Below are 16,585 nucleotides of genomic sequence, written 5' to 3'. Positions count from 1 at the left end.
CGCATCCGGCATGAGGGGCGGGCGAGCGCAAGGCAGCTCATAGCACCAGTCCACTCAGTAGGCGGCTCAACAGGCCCAGACCGATGGTCACGGCCACCACCAGCAACAGGAGCAGCCACGGCCGGAAGGGCCGGCGCTCGACTTGATGCTGGGGGGCGCTCAGATACTCATCGACGCGACGCTGATCTTCAGGATTCAGGCGGCTGGTCATGGTGGGCCTCGTCAGATAGACGTTCGTGACTGCGTGTACGCCACAGCGTTCACGCAAACGCATGGGTCGAATGATAATGCTTTCTATCCCTGGCGCCGAGTGTACGTGATCGCAAAGACACCCGGCACTGGATCAAAGACTGATGCCTACGTCGAACACGATGCTGCGCCCCAGGTTGCCGCGCAGGAAATCCGGCGCGTCCGGGTGGGCGAACAGCACCCGGGCGAAGGTCGGCCCCACCAGCGACAATGACCGCCAGCCCTGGCGCAGGTACTCGGTGGGTGGCGGGAAGTGGCTGTTGAGGTCGAGCACCTCGCGCTTGAGGCTGGCGAAGGCGATGATGTCCAGCTCGCTGAGGTCCAGCCCGCGCTCGCGGTAGTTGTGCGACTTCTTGCGCAGGGTCGGCGCCAGGCGCGCCAGCAGTTCCTGGGCACTGATGCGCCGGGGCCGCTGCTCGCGGCGCACCAGCTGGGCCAGGGAGAAGGCGCTGCGCCGCCGTTGCAGCTCCTCGCGCCATTCGTCGTTGAGCCGGCGGCCCTCGTCGAGCACGAAGAACACCTCGAACGCAGCGTCGCGGAACAGCACGTCCGGCGGCTCTTGCCCGGCCGGGGTGAAGTCCTCGCTGCGGTAGGGGATGTTCAGCCCTTGCAGCAGGCGCTGGCAGACCCAACGCTCGCGCTCCCATTTGCGGGCATTGGACAGGAACGCATTGGCTTGCTCGGCCTGGATGGTAAGCAGGCGGAGGTAGTCTGAGTCATCCATGGGGACAAGCTTAGTCGCTAATTGATGACGGTAAGATGCTGTTTGTGCGCAGGAATCAGCCCAGCACCAGCCATTGCTGCACCACCCCCAGCAGATGCAACAGCCCACCGCCCAGGCAAATGGCCGAACTGACCGCGATAAACCGCCGGCTGCGCCCGGTGCCGGCCAGCACCAGAGGCCCCAGCAGGCCCCGCGCCAGGTACACCAGGGTGATCAGGCAGATCACCGGCAACAGCAAGGGCAACGGACGCATCAGCCCGGCCGCCGACAAGGCATAGGCCGACCAGACGAGCAGTACCGCCGCGATCGCCGCAGTGACCAGGGCCGGGTAGGTGCGGCCTTGCTCCGCCGCCCTGGCCATGCGCTCGCCGGCGCCGAACAAGCGGTACCAACGCGGGCCAATGGCGATCACCGCCAGGTGAAGCACGCCGGCGATGGCGCTGAACGCCGCGCCGAGCAGCAGCGGTAGGTTAAGTCCTTCAGGCATGGCGGATGCGTCCTGCATCGAGAGGAGGTGCCAGCCTATAGCAACCGGTGGCAAGGGAGAATGGGTGTAGACTCAGGCTTGTCCACATGGCCGACAGGGATATTGTTCAGGTGATCAGCGCACAAGTCTTGTCCAGCACCAGCCTTACCCTTGGCTGGATAGGTTACGTGCCCCTGCTGATCTGGGCCGCCAGCCGCACCCGCTGGGTCGAGCTGTTCACCGACACCCGCCGCCAGCACCTGCTGTTCGGCACCGTGTTCTGCCTGTTCATACTCTGGCTGGTGCGCCGCGACTTCGATACCGGGGTGTCGTACCACTTCATCGGCATGACCGCCGTCACCTTGCTGCTGGACTGGCCATTGGCCGTGCTCGGGGGCTTTCTCGCCCAGCTCGGCCTGTTGCTGATGGGCCGGCAGGACCTCGCCGCCATCGGCGTCAACGGCCTGCTGATCGTCGGCCTGCCGGTGCTGGTCACCGAGGTGTGCGCGATCCTGGTCGAGCGCGCCCAGCCGCGCAACCTGTTCGTTTATATCTTCTGTTGCGGGTTCTTCCCGGCGGCGTTGACGGTGTTGCTGTGCCTGATGGCAGGGTTGGGGTTGCTGTGGATGGACGAGCGTTTCGCCATGCCGGAATGGCTAAGCGACTTCGTTGGCTACCTATGGCTGATGATGTTCCCCGAGGCATTTATCAACGGCACGGTGATCAGTGCGTTGGTGGTGTTCTGCCCGGAGTGGCTGGAGACCTTCAACCGCAGCCGCTATCTGCAGGCGCCGTGGAAGGATGAAGAGCGCTAAAGCGTTATCCAGTGGCCTGTCCCGGCCTCTCGCCGGCAAGCCGGCTCCCACACCGACCGCGTAAACCTAAAGCCAAGCGCCGTCCCTGCGGGAGCTGGCTTGCCAGCGATGGGCCGCAACGCGGCCCCAGGATTCAAGCAGCAGCTGTTGTCAAGGCTGCGCGATCCGTTTAGTGCCGTGGCTCCAGATCCCCCGAATACAACTCGTCCTCGGACTCCTGCGCCCCGGCGATCTTGTGCTCCTCGGCCGCCCAGGCACCCAGGTCGATCAACTTGCAGCGGTCCGAGCAGAATGGCCGGAACGGGCTCTGCTCGCCCCATTCCACGGGCGCCCCGCAGGTCGGGCAATCAACGGTCATCGGCTGGCTCATGGCTGGCCTCCTCGTAAAGTCAGGTAAAAGTGGTGCAGGCGGTCGATCTCGTCGTGCAGCGATTGCAGGTCACGATCATTGACCACCACGTCATCGGCATGGCGCAGGCGCTCTTCCCGGGCCAGTTGGGCCTTGAGAATCGCCTGCACCTGTTCCGCGCTGGTGTTGTCGCGGGCCAAGGTGCGTTGCACCTGCAACTCGGTCGGCGCGTCGATCACCAGGATGCGCTGGGTCTTCTGGTGCTGCCCCGACTCGATCAACAGCGGCGAAACGTACACCGCATAGGGCGTCTCGGCCTTGGCCAGGTAGCTGAAGATCTCCTGGCCGATCAGCGGGTGCAGCAGTTGTTCCAGCCATTGCCGTTGGCTCGGGTCGGCGAAGATCAGCTGGCGCAGGGCGCCACGGTCGAGCTGGCCGTCCGCCTGCAGCACGCCGGCGCCAAAGCGCTCGACGATGCTGGCCAGGGCAGGGCGCCCCGGCTCGACGACCCAGCGCGCGGCCTGGTCGGCATCGACCAGGTGTACGCCCAGTTCGACGAAACGCTCGGCGGCGGCGCTCTTGCCGCTACCGATGCCGCCAGTGAGGCCAAGAATCCAGGGTGTGAAGGGCGCTGTGCTCATCAGGTTCCAAGCAGTTGCAGGTATGAGGCGACTATTTCATCACCCCAGAGCAATGCGATCCACCCCGCAATGGCCAGATAAGGCCCGAAAGGCAATGCCGCGCCCATTTGCGTGCGCTTGAAACGCACCAGCGTCAGCCCGATCAGCGCCCCCACCAAGGACGCCAGCATCAAGGTCAGCGGCAGGATCTGCCAACCGCCCCAGGCACCGAGCATGGCCAGCAGCTTGAAGTCGCCGAAGCCCATGCCCTCCTTGCCGGTGATCAGCTTGAAGACCCAGTACACCGACCACAAACTCAGGTAACCCGCGACCGCGCCCCACAGCGCATCGCTCAGCGGCACGAGCAGCCCGAAGGCGTTGACGATCAACCCCAGCCACAACAGCGGCAGCACCAGCACATCCGGCAGCAACTGGTGATCGGCATCGATCAGGCTCAAGGCGATCAGCCCCCAGGTCAGCAGCATTACCCCCAGCGCCTCGACACCCGGCCCGAAATGCCAGGCCACCAACAGCGAGAGCAGGGCGCTGCCCAGCTCCACCAGGGGATAACGCAGGCTGAGCCGCGCCTTGCATCCCGCGCACCGCCCGCGCAGGGCCAGGTAACTCAGCACTGGAATGTTTTCCCACGCACGGATCTGGCGCTGGCAGTGCGGGCAGCGCGAAGCCGGCAGGCACAGGTCGAAGCGCTCATGCTCGGCCTGCGGCAGCCCCAGCACCTCCTGCGCCTCCCGCTGCCATTGGCGCTCGAGCATGATCGGCAGGCGGTACGCCAGCACATTGAGAAAACTGCCCACCAGCAACCCCAGCACCGCGGCCAAGGTATAGAAGAACGGCGGATGATCGACGATTACGGTCCAGGCATTCATGTTCAGATCAGGCTACCCAACTGGAAGATCGGCAAGTACATCGCCACGACGAGGCCCCCCACCAGCAGCCCGAGGATCAGCACGATGGCCGGCTCCAGCAGCGTGGTCAACTGCTCCAGCGCCTGGCTCACCTGTTCTTCGTAATGCAGTGCGGCCTTGTCCAGCATCCGGTCGAGGGTGCCGCTGGCTTCGCCCACCGCCACCAGCTGGCGCAACAGCGGCGGGAACAGCGCATCCGCCTCCATCGCCTGCTGCAGCCCCATGCCGCCGGCCACGTCCTGGCGCAACTTGAGGATCGCCCGCTCGTGCAGGCTGTTCCCACTCACCGGCGCCACCGTGGCCAGCGCATCCAGCAACGCCACTCCGGCGGCATAAGAGGTCGCCAGGCTGCGGGCAAAGCGCGCCAACGCCGCCTGCCCGAGCAAGGTGCCCACCACCGGCACCCGCAACACCCCGCGCAATATCCACAGGCGCGCCGGCAGATGCCGTTGGTACAACGCCCGCATGCCAAATCCCAGCGCTGTTATCAATAGCACCAACCACCCGACGTGATTGCCCAGCCCTGTGGATAAATCGATCACCCACTGGGTGAACGCCGGCAGCGCCTTGTCGAAACTGGCGAACAACCCCTGGAACCGCGGCACCACCTCCAGCAGCAACAACGCCGCCACCCCCAACCCCGTCAGCAGCAACAGCGCCGGATACAGCATCGCCTTGCGCACCTTCTGCCGCAGCGCCTGGCGTTTCTCCAGCATGGTCGCCATCTGCTCCAACTGCCGGTCCAGCGTGCCCGACTGCTCGCCTACCCGCACCAGGTTGCAGTACAGCGCATCGAACCACGCCGGATGACGCTGCAAGGCATCCGCCAAACCCAACCCCGCCGCCACATCCTGTTGCAACCGCGCCAGTAACGCCGCCATGGCGCTGTTCACCGTGCTGCGCGCCATTACCTCGAACGCCTGCAACAGCGGCACCCCCGCCGTGAGCAAGGTCGCCAGCTGGCGGCTGAACCCCGGCGCATCCGCCTTGCCCGCCCGCTGCGGCCAGCGCCACTGCAACCCACCCGCCAACCTCACCCGCGTGGCCCGGATGCCCTGGCGTTGCAGCCAGGCCTGCACGAACGCCGGGCTGCGCCCCGGTTGCTGGCCGTGTTGACGAGCGCCGGAGGCATCGATGCCCTCCCAGGCGTAGAGGCGGGTAGACGGTGGCATGCGAAGGTCCTTTGCAGTGCGGCGACAAGCCCCGTAACAGCTTGCCGGGCCCGAGGGCGGGCGCGTTTCCATGACGCTCACTAGAGTAGTTCAGCGAAGATGACGCCCTGCCGTGCAGGGGTGACAAAAGGTGTCGGTTCAGGCCTACTGCGCGCCTGCCGGCCGGGGCGCCGAAAAGATGAACATGCGCCGACCGCGCCTCCATGTATTACGAAGGAAGACCGTTCATGAAAGGGCAACGAGGTATCACCCTGATCGAACTGATGATCGTCGTCGCGATCATCGGCATCCTGGCGACCATCGCCATCCCCATGTACACCAACCACCAGGCCAGGGCCAAAGCCGCGGCGGCGCTGCTGGAAATCTCCGCGCTGAAAACGCCGATGGACATCAGCCTGAACGAAGGCAAGGACGTGCCCGACGTCGCCAGCCTCGGCGGCCAGCCTACCACCGCCCATTGCGCGATCACCGCAAGCGGCACGGCGGCCGACGGCACCGCCAGCATCGCCTGCACCCTGGCCGACGCACCGGCCAATGTGCTGGGCAAGACCGTGACCCTGGCGCGTACCCAGGCAGGCTGGACCTGCGTGACCACGGTGGAGGAAGACCTCGCGCCCAACGGCTGCACGGTGCAATGAAAGTGAGGTGAAACAGGGGTTTGCGTAACCGACACGGCAGTGGTACGTTGCGCAACACGCCGGTGTAGCTCAGTCGGTAGAGCAGCGCACTCGTAACGCGAAGGTCGCAGGTTCGATTCCTGTCTCCGGCACCAGATATCAAGAAGGCTTGCAGCGATGCAGGCCTTTTTTGTGCCTCGAAAAAGGCGATAGGTCCAGGGCAATCGAGTTGCCCGCTGAAACAAATTACCGAGTGCCGGTGGTTTGACCTATCCAGGCAAATCTTCGAGAATGAGCACCGAGGACTGCAACCGCGCATGTTTGGGCATGGCTTGCCAGTAATTGGCCCCCCGAATCTGGCAGCAGTGAAGCTGGCACTCACTGACGTAGGGACAGTCGATAGGCCCCACCATATGGCCGTTGATTTGACTGGGTTCTGACCTTAAGGATCGTAGATCCGGAAACTAAAGAATTGCTGCGACTACAGCCTCATTAACATCCGAAGGCGACCCCACAAGGGTCGCCTTTTCTTTTGCCCAATCAATCATGATTTCACCGACTTTGGTTTCTCGTGGAGTGGGTTGGGGCGTCCAGGTCACTACCGAGTAGTGGAATCCGAGTACGCGATCTCCTTCCCGCGGCTCTAGCGCCAGCGTCCCGTCTACCGTTCGCAACAGTGTGATGCGCTTTTTAGCCGCTAGAGGATGACTGGCGTCGTGGTAGATCTCGGTGCCCCTTGCCATGAGTGATGCGATGAAAGCCGCCAGTTGGTCCGGGCTTTTGATCCCCCTTTTGCGTAGAAACGCTTTCTTGCCATGCCAGATGTGCAGAAGCCCATGGCCACTTGCTCGAACGCCCTTGCCCTGGTGATGCTGGCCGACTTTGACGTAAACCCTTCCCTCAGCGAGGTTGAGACTCATGGCTGAAATCGGAGGGATCACGCCAAAGACGATGCCGCCCGTGGGGTGCTCCACGAGGGCGGCTGGTTTCATCTTGAAAATGGGGGAGGGGGTGGTGACCACGGCGGCTCCTTTGCTGGCCGCTATGGTAAGGAAAAATGGAGGCAGGGCTCCTTGGAGAACATTTGCCGAGTGTTTCCCTGTGGTGCTTCCTCGGCCGTGTGCGTCTGAACGACCTGAATGATTCGCTTACCTACTGCGAAGCGAGAAAATAAATCTTGGGCCTGTCCCCTTTTTCGTCCCCTTTTTCGCTCTTTTTCGCTGTGCAAGCTAGCTCTGGGTACTTCATTCCTCTTGGCCGCGAGCTTTCTGATGCGGGCGACTGACCAATAGATAAAGCCGCACCGCCATCTGCCAAGGACGTTGCACGTTAGGTGCGCCGTCCCTCAACTGCATTCTTTATTGATTTAATCTCATCGTACCAGGTGCCAAATTGATAGATGGATTTGGTGGAGTAATAGTTGCGCACATCATCATGCTCAAGCGGGCTCAGATTAGCGTATAAGTCCTTAAGCCTGTCCGCCTCTGTCGGAAGCAATGGCACCAACTTCACGAAATCCTTAAAGTTGGAAACCTGCAAGGTTCTGATTTTGTACTGGTGACGTTGCTCATTGAATACGTAGGAGTTCGTTAACCTCTCAACCAAGCGTCTTAGCAGAGCAGAAAGCTTGGACTTTTCATCAGGACTGATCTCGACTTGTGGGCCAATGTAGCCATCAATTTGCTCACATAGTTCCTCCCATTTCTCTACGTACTCAGATATCGTCGCACAGTCTTCCAGCACCTGCACGGAGAAGGCGCCACTCAGGCCTGAACCATTTAGCGTATTCTGGAGGTTCGCAAAGAAGTCCCAATTGTGTGTCAATACGATCAGTTGCGACTGTGCATTATCCTTCGCGTAGTCACGCAGGCGCTCACAAAAATTAGAGATATAGTTGTAGTCAAAGCTGGTGACTGGATCATCCAGAATCAGGACTTGGTGCGGTGCGACGCTCGCCTCACACATGAACAAGGCAAGTGCGTGAACCTTAAGCTCGCCTTCACTCAGCACGCGATTCACCAGTTCATCTCCTATTTTCGGAAGAACTATCGTATCAGCTCCTTGGTTGGCCAGGCGGACACCAATTTGTTCCAGCGAGGCACCACAGAGACGGCGATACTCTCCATCCAAATACGGTACAAACGAACCTAGAACGAGTGCTGCGTGCGCATCCTTCTTTCGCGCGGTCAGCGCGGACAGGCGTGATGTGAAGTTATAGGACTCCACCACATTGGCGATGCCAGCAAAGGAAATCGAGTTTTGGCAAATCGTTTCGATTTGAGGGCGCACGGAAGATGCGGTTTCATCGATGCTCAGTACACCAATTTCTGTTGTGAGCTTTGAAATCTCCCCGTTCAGCGCTTGCAACCCATTCGACGCTAACGTCAAAGCTGAGTCCGCCTTGTTGTACTCTGTATTAACCGCTTCGGTATAAGTACTCAGCTCGGCGTAACGAGAGTAAGCATCGAGCGCAGCCTGATCAATTAGAGGTGCCTGCAATGAGGCTTTGACTGAGGTGATCAGATCCGAGGCTGCACGCAAGAAATCGGCATTCAACACATTCGAATATTGTGAGTAATTTATCTCTGCGAAGCCCTCGATCATTCTTTTCTTGGAGTGCTCAGCCTGCTGTTTAGTATTTAGGGCGTATAGCTCCGTTTGAACCGTTGAAATCAAGTGATTATGGAAGGCCAAGAAGAGGGCCTTAGCATCACTCTCTAGGGTCTGACGGCACAGCGGGCAGTTTTCAGCAGGAACAAATGGCCGCAATGCAGCAGCTGCAGAGAGAAGCTTCTGCTGGCCTGCCACATCCAGGTCTTTGGAAAATACAGCACCTGCAAGCTCAATGCTTGCAGCCTGCTTTTGCTGGATTGAGAGCAGAATCTGATTGTAGGCAGAGTATGAAAACCCCCCGCACTGCTGAACGAAATTGGCCAATGATTGTTTTACTTGGCCTAACAGGCTTTTCCTCAGAGTGAGGGCTTGTTGCCCCTCGGCGCTCGACGCACCCTTAAGCTGATCTAGCCGTGCCTGCTTTTCTGCCTTTTGCAGGCGCTTTTCTTCACCAAAGCTCACCGTCCCTATCCAAGAAAGCATAGGCTCGCAATTGGTTGCACTCCAATCCTTAAAAACCCCAGTATTTGTATCTATAACTGCATGAACGGCCAGCTTAATTTCGGCAATCTTCCTATCGACATCCTGCCGGTACTCCGTAATTTTAGATCCACCGTAAGCCTGAAACTGCTTCAAATACTCACGTGCATAATCGAAGCACTCTAGTCGGAACGCACTCAACTCCACGACAGCTTCTGGTGAGATAGAGCTATTGACGTGTTTGTATGCAACTGCGGAATCAAAATATTTCAGAGCCTGAGCCTGGCCACCAAAACCGTCCAGCTCTGTCCAATTTTGTACAGAGCCGCCCCGTAGCTTATAGCTAAAGGACGGAAGAACCTTGCTAGCAGAACGAACATTATTCAGGGGCTCTTTCGGCTTCTCAGGATTTGCCAAGATTTTAAATGCCTGGCATAGGCTCGATTTCCCTGCGCCATTCCGACCAAACACTAGTGTGATACGCTTCGATAGATCCAACCTTAGCATGCCGCCTAACTTCTTGAATCCGGAGAAGTCCGACAGACTCTCCAGATGGAACGGTTGGATTGCGTCGCGTGCATATGCCTTCAGCGCCGGGGGAGTAGCTGCCGCAGGTGCAAAGGTTTCCAGGCCGCAAAACAGCCTCCAGAGGCGCTCAAGCTCATCTGGAGATAGGTTGCCTCCGTCTGAGTTGATTGCGGCTTCACACACCGCGTGAAACCATGCTTCTTTGACCGAATCTCGGTGAGCTAAAAGATAACCTGTTGCATCACTATGCGCAGCCATTTTGACCACCCCTCCCTGATGACTCAGTCACTATAGAGCACATTGCCATTAGCGCTATGACTCTCCTCCGAGGCGGAGGGGAGGGTGAGTTGGATTTTGGGTATATGGTTAGGTATACGGTTCGGATCTATAGTGGACAAAGGTCAATAAAAACTGGGTCTATAGGTCCCTAATTCGACTCCTGTCTCCGCACCAGCACTTAGAAGTTACCGCCGTCCTTGCAGCGCGGACGTTTGTTTCTAGCTATCTCAGCAGGCCTCATTAATTTCCAGATGTAGCTAACCTGCACGAGTCTGCTGTGACATGGCTGCTGTGAGCGGGAGACCATCTGGTCTGCCGGGTTATCTTTTCCTCGGTTCGCCAATCTGTGTACAGCTGCCACCCCCCTCCACACGTGGGGCTTTCCATATCGGGCACGTTTCTATCATGGCGACAGTATGTGGGACACCTCCGGTGTGCCGGTTCCTTTCGTCCCGGTCGGCCAACCCACGTACTGTTGCCACCCAGCCCCGTCGTGCAAGCCATTTCCTACGCTTCCAATCGCCATTTCCCATCTCCAAGAACCTTGCACTAGAAGCCCCCAAGGAATAAATTCCCCTCCAGTCGCGGCAAATTCCGCGACCGGGTTTGGCGACCCGGATAAACTTGGCGCAGCAGCGCCCCACACGATTGCAGGCGCTTTTTTTGCGTCCGCAGCCTCGTGCCATGGCGGCTGTGCGCGGGAGACCTTCGGGTCTGCCGGGTTCCAAGTTCCCGGTTCGCCAACCTGCGTACAGCTGCCACCCATTGTTTGGCGACAGTGCGTGGTGGTTCCAACCTAACTTGGAGTCTCATGCATGACCATCAGACGTCTGTACAGGATCCTCGCATCCGCTCTCCGCCGCCCAACCCGTGCGGCCACCCCATCCCCAACCTTCTACCCGATCGACAGCCAGTCCCTTGCCGACCGCGCCAACCGGGAGACGCCCCATGACTGACCATGAACGCCTGTCTTCCCTGCAAAGCTACGTCTGGACCCTCGAACTGCTGGGCGAGGCGCTGGTCCAGCATGACGAGGTGCTGGAGTGCGAGCACAACCCGCAGCTGAGCTTCCGCAACACGGCGGGGATTCACCAGGCGATCCGGATCATCAGCCGGTTGGCCAGCGAGCAGTTGGGCAAGCTGGAGGCGATGAAAGACGAGAGTGTTTCCGAAGACTGATGCAGGGCATCATCGTGGGCCGCTTTGCGGCCCTACTGCGTGGTATGCCCTGATCCGTCGCCACTTTCTCGCCCTTAGGAGTGGGCAAACCTTTGACTGTCAAAGCTGATCGAAGGGTAGTGACATGCTCTGCATTGCAATATTAAATTGCCATCCATTATTGGATCCAAGGATGAGTGATGGAGCAAGCCAATTTCCAGGTCGATGCGCGTCTGGCCACTCTGCTAGGGCAGGGTTACTCTTCGACAGAAAAAGCTCTTAAGGAGCTGGTGGATAATGCATGGGATGCCGATGCAGACGAAGTCGTCATCGTTCTACCGGAACCCTTGAGCGATCAACCCATCGTCGTCAACGACAACGGCAATGGCATGACTGTGATCGAGCTGAAATCTCAGTACATGAAGATCGCATCCGATTGCCGTCTCAGGCGAGGGGAGCGGACTTTAGGAAAGCAGAGGGTCATTAAAGGTCGAAAGGGCATCGGGAAATTCGCTGGTCTAATGGCTGCGTCGGTGATGACCCTGAGCACTCGGGCTCGTGGCCAGTCCGCGTCATTCACCTTGAGCGTCGACAGCCTTCAGCAGGCTGCTGACATTGAGCACCTTCCCATCGAGTTAGCAGTGTCGAGCTGTGGGGAAGGAGAGCATGGCACTTCGATCCACCTTTCGCATCTCCGACAAGATCTCAGCTACCCAAATCCTATCCAGCTTCGGCAAGAGCTTATCAAGGAATATGGCCGGCAACCTGGCTTTGCCATCATCATCAATGGAAAGCCGTTAGGTATCGATGACCTCGAAGGAACCTACAAAGAAGAATCCGAGTCGCTGCCATCAGCGGGCAACGTATCGCTACGTTTTTCTATCAGCAACAAGAAGGCGGGGTTACGACAGCCAGGCATCACGCTGCTCGTCGATGGTAAGGCCATCGGTAAACCCGGTTTCTTTGGATTGGATGGATGCGATGACGTTCCGCCGAAGCTGCTGCGCAAGCTTTATGGTGAAATCAATGCAGATGGCTTGAGGGACTACATCACAGCCGGTTGGGACTCTGTAATTGAGAACAGCGAGAGCTACCAGCGGGTCGCTGAATATGTCCAGCAGACGGTGAAGGAGGCGCTCCATCGATCTCATGCCCAGGAGATGCAGCTCGCGCACGCCAGGTTGAAAAAGGCGTTGAACCTGAGCATGTCGAAACTTCCTGAGCACAAACGTCAGTTTGCTGAGGAGGCTATCAAGAAGGTCTTAGACAAGTACTACGACGAGCCTGAGCACAAGGTCGAGGCAATCGCATTTGTGGTGCTTCAGGCCATAGAGCGCTCTGACTACGCAGCCGTAATTGAACATCTAGCCGAAGCGAAGAAGGCAGACGTTGCAGCAATCGCTGAGGCGTTGGAGCAGTTTGGTCTCGCGGATATGGCTATCCTCGTGGAGCAGGCAAAGGCTCGACTAGCGTTCCTCGACTGGTTGGAAAGCTTGGTAGAAAACAAGTCCTGTCTTGAGGCTACGGTTCACAAAGCTATCGAAAAGGCTCTCTGGATCATTGGGGCGGAATACACTGCATTTAGCTCTAACGAAGGGCTCAAGAGGCAGGTTGAGGAATACTTAGGTGTGACTTACCAAGGTAGGTCTGGTGCTGATCGACCAGACCTCCTCCTCAACGAGAATTTGAATGGTGAGTACTTGCTCATCGAGTTCAAGAGACCTTCCCATGCTCTGAACCATGAGGATTACCAGCAAGCTACAAAATATAGACATGAATTTGCAAAGTATACAGCGAAGCCGATAACTGTCTTGATGCTAGGCGGTCGGAGGTCGCATGATTACCCTGTGCATTATGTGGAACCGAACGTAAGGTGTCTTTTGTTCGCAGATGTCATCGCCACAGCGCGGCGTCAGATTAAATGGCAAGTTGAAAAAGTATGATGCGTCCGCACAGAATCTTGCGCTGAAGAATACTAACCATTTAATTTAGATTATTTAGATACTATTACTGTTTCTGCACTGGGTGTCTTTCTCCGATTCAGCTCTAGGTGGTGAGGTTGGGCCTGTCTCATGACAGGCCGACTGCCCGCTCTCTACGATGTAGGCAATTTCCCGCAGTCTCCATTGCCTTTTCCCAAGCATCCTAAGCTTGCATAAGCGGCCCCCAAGGAATAAATTCCCTCCGTCGCGGCCACTTCCGCGACCGGGTTTGGCGACCCGACCGAAAAAGGCGCAACGGCGCCCCGATCACGATTGCAGGCGCTTTTTTTGTGTCCGCAGTTCCGTGTAATGGCGGCTGTGCGTGGGAGACCTTCGGGTCTGCCGGGTTCCTTTTCCTCGGTTCGCCAACCTGCGTACAGCTGCCACCCTATTCGTTTGGCGACGATGGTGTGGTGCTTTAACCGAAAAGGACCTCATGCATGCTCATCGCAAATCTGTACAGGATCCTCGCATCCGCTCTCCGCCGCCCAACCCGTGCGGCCACCCCATCCCCAACCTTCTACCCGATCGACAGCCAGTCCCTCGCCGAGCGCGCCAATCGCGAGGTGCCCCATGACTGACCACGAACGCATGTCTACCCTGCAAAGCTACGTCTGGACCCTCGAACTGCTAGGTGAGGCGCTGGTCCAGCATGACGAGGTGCTCGAGTGCGAGCACAACCCGCAACTGAGCTTTCGCAACACAGCGGGCATTCACCAGGCGATCCGGATCATCAGCCGCTTGGCCAGCGAGCAGTTCGGCAAGCTGGAGGTGATGAAAGAAGAGGGTGTTTCTACAGGCTGATGCTGCACATCATCGGGGCCGCTTTGCGGCCCTATTGCGGGGTGTGTCCTGAGCGGACTCCACTTGAACCATCGCGTCTTGCAAGAGCGTGCCCGGTCAGCAACGCATCGCTCGCCCGGTGTTTCATCACCCCCGAATCAGCGCCTACCAGAACCACCCACCCCGAGCCAGTTCCTGCTCACAACTCCGATACTGCGCCCCAAACACCGACGCCCGCGCCTGCACCTTCTGCGACACGTTCTTCAGCCACGGCTTGGCGTCGTAGCTGCGGTTGCGGTAGCCGCCCCAGCCTTCGTGGTAATTCAGGTACTGGCCATAGGCGTCCCACTTGGACGTGCCATTCACCCGCTGGCTCTTCTGCATGTACCAGCCCATGAAGTCGAGGGCGTCGGCGAAGTCGTCGCGGGCGGCGCCCCAGCCGCCGGCTTCGCGCTTGTAGTCGGCCCAGGTCTCGTCCTTGGCCTGGGCGTAGCCGTAGGCGGTGCTGACCCGGCCCCAGGGGATGAAGCCGAGGAAGTAATAGCGCGGCGGCAGGGCGTCGTGCTTGAACGAGGACTCCTGGTACATCATCGCCATCGGCACCTGCACCGGGGCGCCCCAGCGCGCCTGCATCTTCAACGCCGCCTCGTGCCACTTCGGCTTCTCGCGGAAGATCTCGCAGAGGTTCTCGGGGTTGGCGGGAGGCTTGGTGGCACAGCCGGCTACAGCCAGGAGCAGGGCCGGCATGGTGAGCCGAAGCATGGAGGGGTTTCCTTGTGCGGACGTCGGGGTCGCAGGGCGCTGACGCTTTATACATTCTTTTGAGACGCAGATGAATCAGCGGGCGAGTGTGACTGGCCCAGTCCTTGGCACGGCCTCGCTAGAACGGTCGTCGCCCAAGTCTCGACGGGTAGTGTTATCAGGTTTATATTTCTTTGGAATTTCTATTTTTCGTAAACCGAGGGAGGCCGCCGATGATCGGCGAGCGGCTCAAACGTGCCCGCGCTGCTGCTGGCCTGTCGATGCAGGCGCTAGGTGAGCAGGTGGGCGTGAGCGCCAACATGATCAAGAAGTACGAACATGATCAGAGCATGCCCAGTTCTGGCGTGCTCGTGCGTTTGTGCAAGGCGCTGTCGGTGCGCGCCGAGTATTTCTTCCGTCCGGCCAAGGTCGAGCTGGCGGGGGTCGAATATCGCAAGCGTTGCAGCACGCCGAAGGCGATCCTGAAGCGCATCGAGGCTGATGTGCTGGATCAGGCGGAGCGCTGGCAAGAGCTGATCAACCTATGGCCGGACTATCCCGTGCAGGCCTTCAGCGCGCCGGCGGGGCTGCCTGCGCAGTTGGAATCGTTACAGGCGGTCGACAACCTGGCAGACCAGGTGCGGCAGCTGTGGGGGCTGGGGTCTAGCCCGATACCCGATTTGATCGACGTGCTGGAGACGCATGGGATTCTGGTGATCATCACCCAGGTCGATGCGCAGGCGAAGTTCGATGGCCTGCAGGCCAGCGTGGCGGGGCAGCCGGTCATCGTGGTGTCGGCTGACTGGCCGGGGGACCGGCAGCGTTTCACCCTGGCCCACGAGCTCGGCCATCTGCTGATGCACGGTCGGTTGGCCGAGGGGTTGGATGAGGAAAAGGCCTGTAACCGTTTTGCCTCGGCATTGCTGGTGCCGGCCAGCGCCATGCGGCAGCATCTGGGCAACAAGCGTCACATGCTGGAGGTGCGCGAGTTGTATCTGCTCAAGGCGGAATTTGGCCTCAGCATGCAGGGCTGCCTGTATCGCGCTGGCGACCTGGAGATCATCCCGCAGGCGGTGCGTGAGCGGCTGTTCATGGTGTTCGTCAAACAGGGCTGGCGCAAGCAGGAGCCAGGACCAGCGTATCGGCAGGAAACCACGCGGTTGTTCCAGCAACTGGTCTATCGCGCCTTGGGGGAGGGGATCCTCAGTGAGTCCAAGGCGGCGGAGTTGCTAGGCATGACGGTCTATCAGTTCCACCAGGCGCGTAAATTGGAGTTACTGGATGCAGCTGCTCATCAGTGATGCCAACATCCTGATCGACCTTGAAGAGGGCGAGCTGCTGGCTCAACTCTTCACGCTGCCTTACCAGTTCACTGTGCCAGATATCCTCTACTTCGATGAGCTCGAAGCCCAGCATGGGCATCTGATGGGCCTAGGGCTCAAGTTGGCTGAACTCAACGCTGCCACCATGCTTTACGCCGTGGAGTTGGTTGGCCGGGTCAGGGGGCCTAGTCGTAATGATTGCTTCGCCCTGGCGCTGGCCAGGCAGGAGAAATGCCCGCTGCTGTCCGGTGATGAGGCGTTGCGCAAAGCGGCGTTGCTGGAGAACGTTGAGGTGAAGGGGACGCTCTGGGTGGTTGAGGAGCTTGTTCGAGAGGGGGTGATCACTGTTGATCAGGCCCATGATGCCTATATGCGGATGCAGGCAAATGCGCGGCGCCTGCCATGGGTAGTTGCTCATCAACGGCTGGATGATTTTTATCGATAAGTGATGTCTTTTTGAGCTCGCGCGTGTTGGTTTTCGTCGACCCAATCGTGGGGCAAGTCCTCTTCCACGATCCTGCTCCCGAGCCGCTAATGCTGAACTCGCTGTTCGCCCGGCTATTTGCCGCAGAATCCGCCCTCTTTCCACCCATATCGCGTATGGTGTCCACCAGTTCAACCCTGATCCACCCGGTGCGCCCGTGACGTCGAGCCCCGCGCACCGCTGCTCCATTGGCCGCCCCAACCTGCCGACCAATCCAAGCCACCCGCCCCACGCCTCGACTATTCTCACCAGCAGCATGGACCGCTCGGCACTGCTC

At 59.2% G+C, this 16,585-nt stretch carries 17 protein-coding genes and 1 tRNA gene; 8 read left to right on the top strand and 10 right to left on the bottom strand.

The annotated features are described in order from the left end of the window. Positions 1–37 precede the first annotated feature (37 nt). The 3 genes from KSS90_RS21935 to KSS90_RS21925 form a co-directional block, all read right to left on the bottom strand. Positions 38–211: a DUF3094 family protein gene (locus tag KSS90_RS21935; RefSeq protein ID WP_023631877.1), complete on the bottom strand. Its 174-nt coding sequence runs from the start codon at positions 209–211 to the stop codon at positions 38–40. 132 nt (positions 212–343) lie between these two features. Beyond that, positions 344–973: a DUF1780 domain-containing protein gene (locus tag KSS90_RS21930; protein ID WP_038706811.1), complete on the bottom strand. Its 630-nt coding sequence runs from the start codon at positions 971–973 to the stop codon at positions 344–346. A 55-nt stretch (positions 974–1,028) separates the two neighbouring features. Further along, complete coding sequence (locus KSS90_RS21925; protein WP_217867250.1) at positions 1,029–1,460, bottom strand: hypothetical protein; 432 nt, start codon at positions 1,458–1,460, stop codon at positions 1,029–1,031. A gap of 86 nt (positions 1,461–1,546) precedes the next feature. Here KSS90_RS21925 and KSS90_RS21920 point away from each other — a divergent pair, with 86 nt between their 5' ends. After that, positions 1,547–2,254, top strand: coding sequence for an energy-coupling factor ABC transporter permease (locus tag KSS90_RS21920; protein WP_217867249.1), 708 nt, complete (start codon positions 1,547–1,549; stop codon positions 2,252–2,254). Positions 2,255–2,423: 169 nt separating this feature from the next. Here the strand turns inward: KSS90_RS21920 and yacG are convergent, their stop codons facing one another. Genes yacG through KSS90_RS21900 form a run of 4 tightly spaced genes read right to left on the bottom strand, consistent with a single transcriptional unit; the run spans position 2,424 to position 5,321 of the window. Continuing rightward, on the bottom strand, positions 2,424–2,624 hold the full coding sequence (gene yacG / locus KSS90_RS21915) for a DNA gyrase inhibitor YacG (protein ID WP_217867248.1): 201 nt from the start codon (positions 2,622–2,624) through the stop codon (positions 2,424–2,426). Continuing rightward, entirely contained in the window at positions 2,621–3,244 is a 624-nt protein-coding gene (coaE, locus tag KSS90_RS21910; protein ID WP_038706809.1) for a dephospho-CoA kinase, read from the bottom strand. The genes yacG and coaE overlap by 4 nt, the downstream gene beginning before the upstream one ends. Continuing rightward, a complete protein-coding gene (locus KSS90_RS21905) occupies positions 3,244–4,110 on the bottom strand; it encodes a prepilin peptidase (protein WP_217867247.1) in 867 nt (288 codons plus the stop codon). Before KSS90_RS21905 ends, coaE begins: the two co-directional genes overlap by 1 nt. Positions 4,111–4,112: 2 nt before the next feature. Then, a complete protein-coding gene (locus KSS90_RS21900) occupies positions 4,113–5,321 on the bottom strand; it encodes a type II secretion system F family protein (protein WP_217867246.1) in 1,209 nt (402 codons plus the stop codon). A gap of 227 nt (positions 5,322–5,548) precedes the next feature. On the opposite strand from KSS90_RS21900, the gene KSS90_RS21895 reads away from it, so the two are divergent. Next, entirely contained in the window at positions 5,549–5,959 is a 411-nt protein-coding gene (locus tag KSS90_RS21895; protein ID WP_217867245.1) for a pilin, read from the top strand. Between the two features lie 58 nt (positions 5,960–6,017). Continuing rightward, positions 6,018–6,093: transfer RNA gene (locus KSS90_RS21890), tRNA-Thr, on the top strand. 309 nt (positions 6,094–6,402) lie between these two features. Here the strand turns inward: KSS90_RS21890 and KSS90_RS21885 are convergent. Together KSS90_RS21885 and KSS90_RS21880 are read right to left on the bottom strand one after the other, a co-directional pair. Then, complete coding sequence (locus KSS90_RS21885) at positions 6,403–6,960, bottom strand: hypothetical protein (protein ID WP_217867244.1); 558 nt, start codon at positions 6,958–6,960, stop codon at positions 6,403–6,405. A 307-nt stretch (positions 6,961–7,267) separates the two neighbouring features. Beyond that, the gene (locus KSS90_RS21880) at positions 7,268–9,817 is read right to left on the bottom strand and encodes an AAA family ATPase (RefSeq protein ID WP_217867243.1); all 2,550 of its coding nucleotides are present in this window, start codon (positions 9,815–9,817) and stop codon (positions 7,268–7,270) included. A gap of 969 nt (positions 9,818–10,786) precedes the next feature. Between KSS90_RS21880 and KSS90_RS21875 the strand changes: the two genes are divergently transcribed. The 3 genes from KSS90_RS21875 to KSS90_RS21865 all read left to right on the top strand — a co-directional run bounded on the left by KSS90_RS21875 (position 10,787) and on the right by KSS90_RS21865 (position 13,782). Further along, a complete protein-coding gene (locus KSS90_RS21875; RefSeq protein WP_217867242.1) occupies positions 10,787–11,017 on the top strand; it encodes a hypothetical protein in 231 nt (76 codons plus the stop codon). Positions 11,018–11,196: 179 nt separating this feature from the next. Then, positions 11,197–12,939: an ATP-binding protein gene (locus KSS90_RS21870; RefSeq protein WP_217867241.1), complete on the top strand. Its 1,743-nt coding sequence runs from the start codon at positions 11,197–11,199 to the stop codon at positions 12,937–12,939. A gap of 612 nt (positions 12,940–13,551) precedes the next feature. Continuing rightward, positions 13,552–13,782, top strand: coding sequence for a hypothetical protein (locus KSS90_RS21865; protein WP_046854186.1), 231 nt, complete (start codon positions 13,552–13,554; stop codon positions 13,780–13,782). Positions 13,783–13,926: 144 nt separating this feature from the next. Here KSS90_RS21865 and KSS90_RS21860 read toward each other — a convergent pair whose 3' ends face one another. Continuing rightward, positions 13,927–14,523 carry a transglycosylase SLT domain-containing protein gene (locus KSS90_RS21860; RefSeq protein WP_038706804.1) on the bottom strand — a complete coding sequence of 199 codons (597 nt, stop codon included), beginning with the start codon at positions 14,521–14,523 and terminating at the stop codon, positions 13,927–13,929. A 212-nt stretch (positions 14,524–14,735) separates the two neighbouring features. On the opposite strand from KSS90_RS21860, the gene KSS90_RS21855 reads away from it, so the two are divergent. Both KSS90_RS21855 and KSS90_RS21850 read left to right on the top strand, forming a co-directional pair. Beyond that, positions 14,736–15,803: a helix-turn-helix domain-containing protein gene (locus KSS90_RS21855; RefSeq protein WP_217867240.1), complete on the top strand. Its 1,068-nt coding sequence runs from the start codon at positions 14,736–14,738 to the stop codon at positions 15,801–15,803. Continuing rightward, complete coding sequence (locus KSS90_RS21850) at positions 15,784–16,269, top strand: PIN domain-containing protein (RefSeq protein WP_217867239.1); 486 nt, start codon at positions 15,784–15,786, stop codon at positions 16,267–16,269. Before KSS90_RS21855 ends, KSS90_RS21850 begins: the two co-directional genes overlap by 20 nt. Positions 16,270–16,585 lie beyond the last annotated feature (316 nt).

Origin of the sequence: Pseudomonas maumuensis (genome assembly GCF_019139675.1) — a bacterium.
GTDB lineage: Bacteria > Pseudomonadota > Gammaproteobacteria > Pseudomonadales > Pseudomonadaceae > Aquipseudomonas > Aquipseudomonas maumuensis.
This window is presented reverse-complemented; position numbering and strand designations above follow the sequence as displayed.

What these genes read in the sequence shown, in the direction of transcription:
- KSS90_RS21860 (WP_038706804.1), bottom strand. Translation starts at nt 14,523, where the DNA reads ATGCTTCGGCTCACCATGCCGGCCCTGCTCCTGGCTGTAGCCGGCTGT.
- KSS90_RS21870 (WP_217867241.1), top strand. Translation starts at nt 11,197, where the DNA reads ATGGAGCAAGCCAATTTCCAGGTCGATGCGCGTCTGGCCACTCTGCTA.
- KSS90_RS21880 (WP_217867243.1), bottom strand. Translation starts at nt 9,817, where the DNA reads ATGGCTGCGCATAGTGATGCAACAGGTTATCTTTTAGCTCACCGAGAT.
- yacG (WP_217867248.1), bottom strand. Translation starts at nt 2,624, where the DNA reads ATGAGCCAGCCGATGACCGTTGATTGCCCGACCTGCGGGGCGCCCGTG.
- KSS90_RS21865 (WP_046854186.1), top strand. Translation starts at nt 13,552, where the DNA reads ATGACTGACCACGAACGCATGTCTACCCTGCAAAGCTACGTCTGGACC.
- KSS90_RS21920 (WP_217867249.1), top strand. Translation starts at nt 1,547, where the DNA reads ATGGCCGACAGGGATATTGTTCAGGTGATCAGCGCACAAGTCTTGTCC.
- KSS90_RS21855 (WP_217867240.1), top strand. Translation starts at nt 14,736, where the DNA reads ATGATCGGCGAGCGGCTCAAACGTGCCCGCGCTGCTGCTGGCCTGTCG.
- KSS90_RS21875 (WP_217867242.1), top strand. Translation starts at nt 10,787, where the DNA reads ATGACTGACCATGAACGCCTGTCTTCCCTGCAAAGCTACGTCTGGACC.
- KSS90_RS21930 (WP_038706811.1), bottom strand. Translation starts at nt 973, where the DNA reads ATGGATGACTCAGACTACCTCCGCCTGCTTACCATCCAGGCCGAGCAA.
- KSS90_RS21900 (WP_217867246.1), bottom strand. Translation starts at nt 5,321, where the DNA reads ATGCCACCGTCTACCCGCCTCTACGCCTGGGAGGGCATCGATGCCTCC.
- KSS90_RS21905 (WP_217867247.1), bottom strand. Translation starts at nt 4,110, where the DNA reads ATGAATGCCTGGACCGTAATCGTCGATCATCCGCCGTTCTTCTATACC.
- coaE (WP_038706809.1), bottom strand. Translation starts at nt 3,244, where the DNA reads ATGAGCACAGCGCCCTTCACACCCTGGATTCTTGGCCTCACTGGCGGC.
- KSS90_RS21935 (WP_023631877.1), bottom strand. Translation starts at nt 211, where the DNA reads ATGACCAGCCGCCTGAATCCTGAAGATCAGCGTCGCGTCGATGAGTAT.
- KSS90_RS21850 (WP_217867239.1), top strand. Translation starts at nt 15,784, where the DNA reads ATGCAGCTGCTCATCAGTGATGCCAACATCCTGATCGACCTTGAAGAG.
- KSS90_RS21925 (WP_217867250.1), bottom strand. Translation starts at nt 1,460, where the DNA reads ATGCCTGAAGGACTTAACCTACCGCTGCTGCTCGGCGCGGCGTTCAGC.
- KSS90_RS21895 (WP_217867245.1), top strand. Translation starts at nt 5,549, where the DNA reads ATGAAAGGGCAACGAGGTATCACCCTGATCGAACTGATGATCGTCGTC.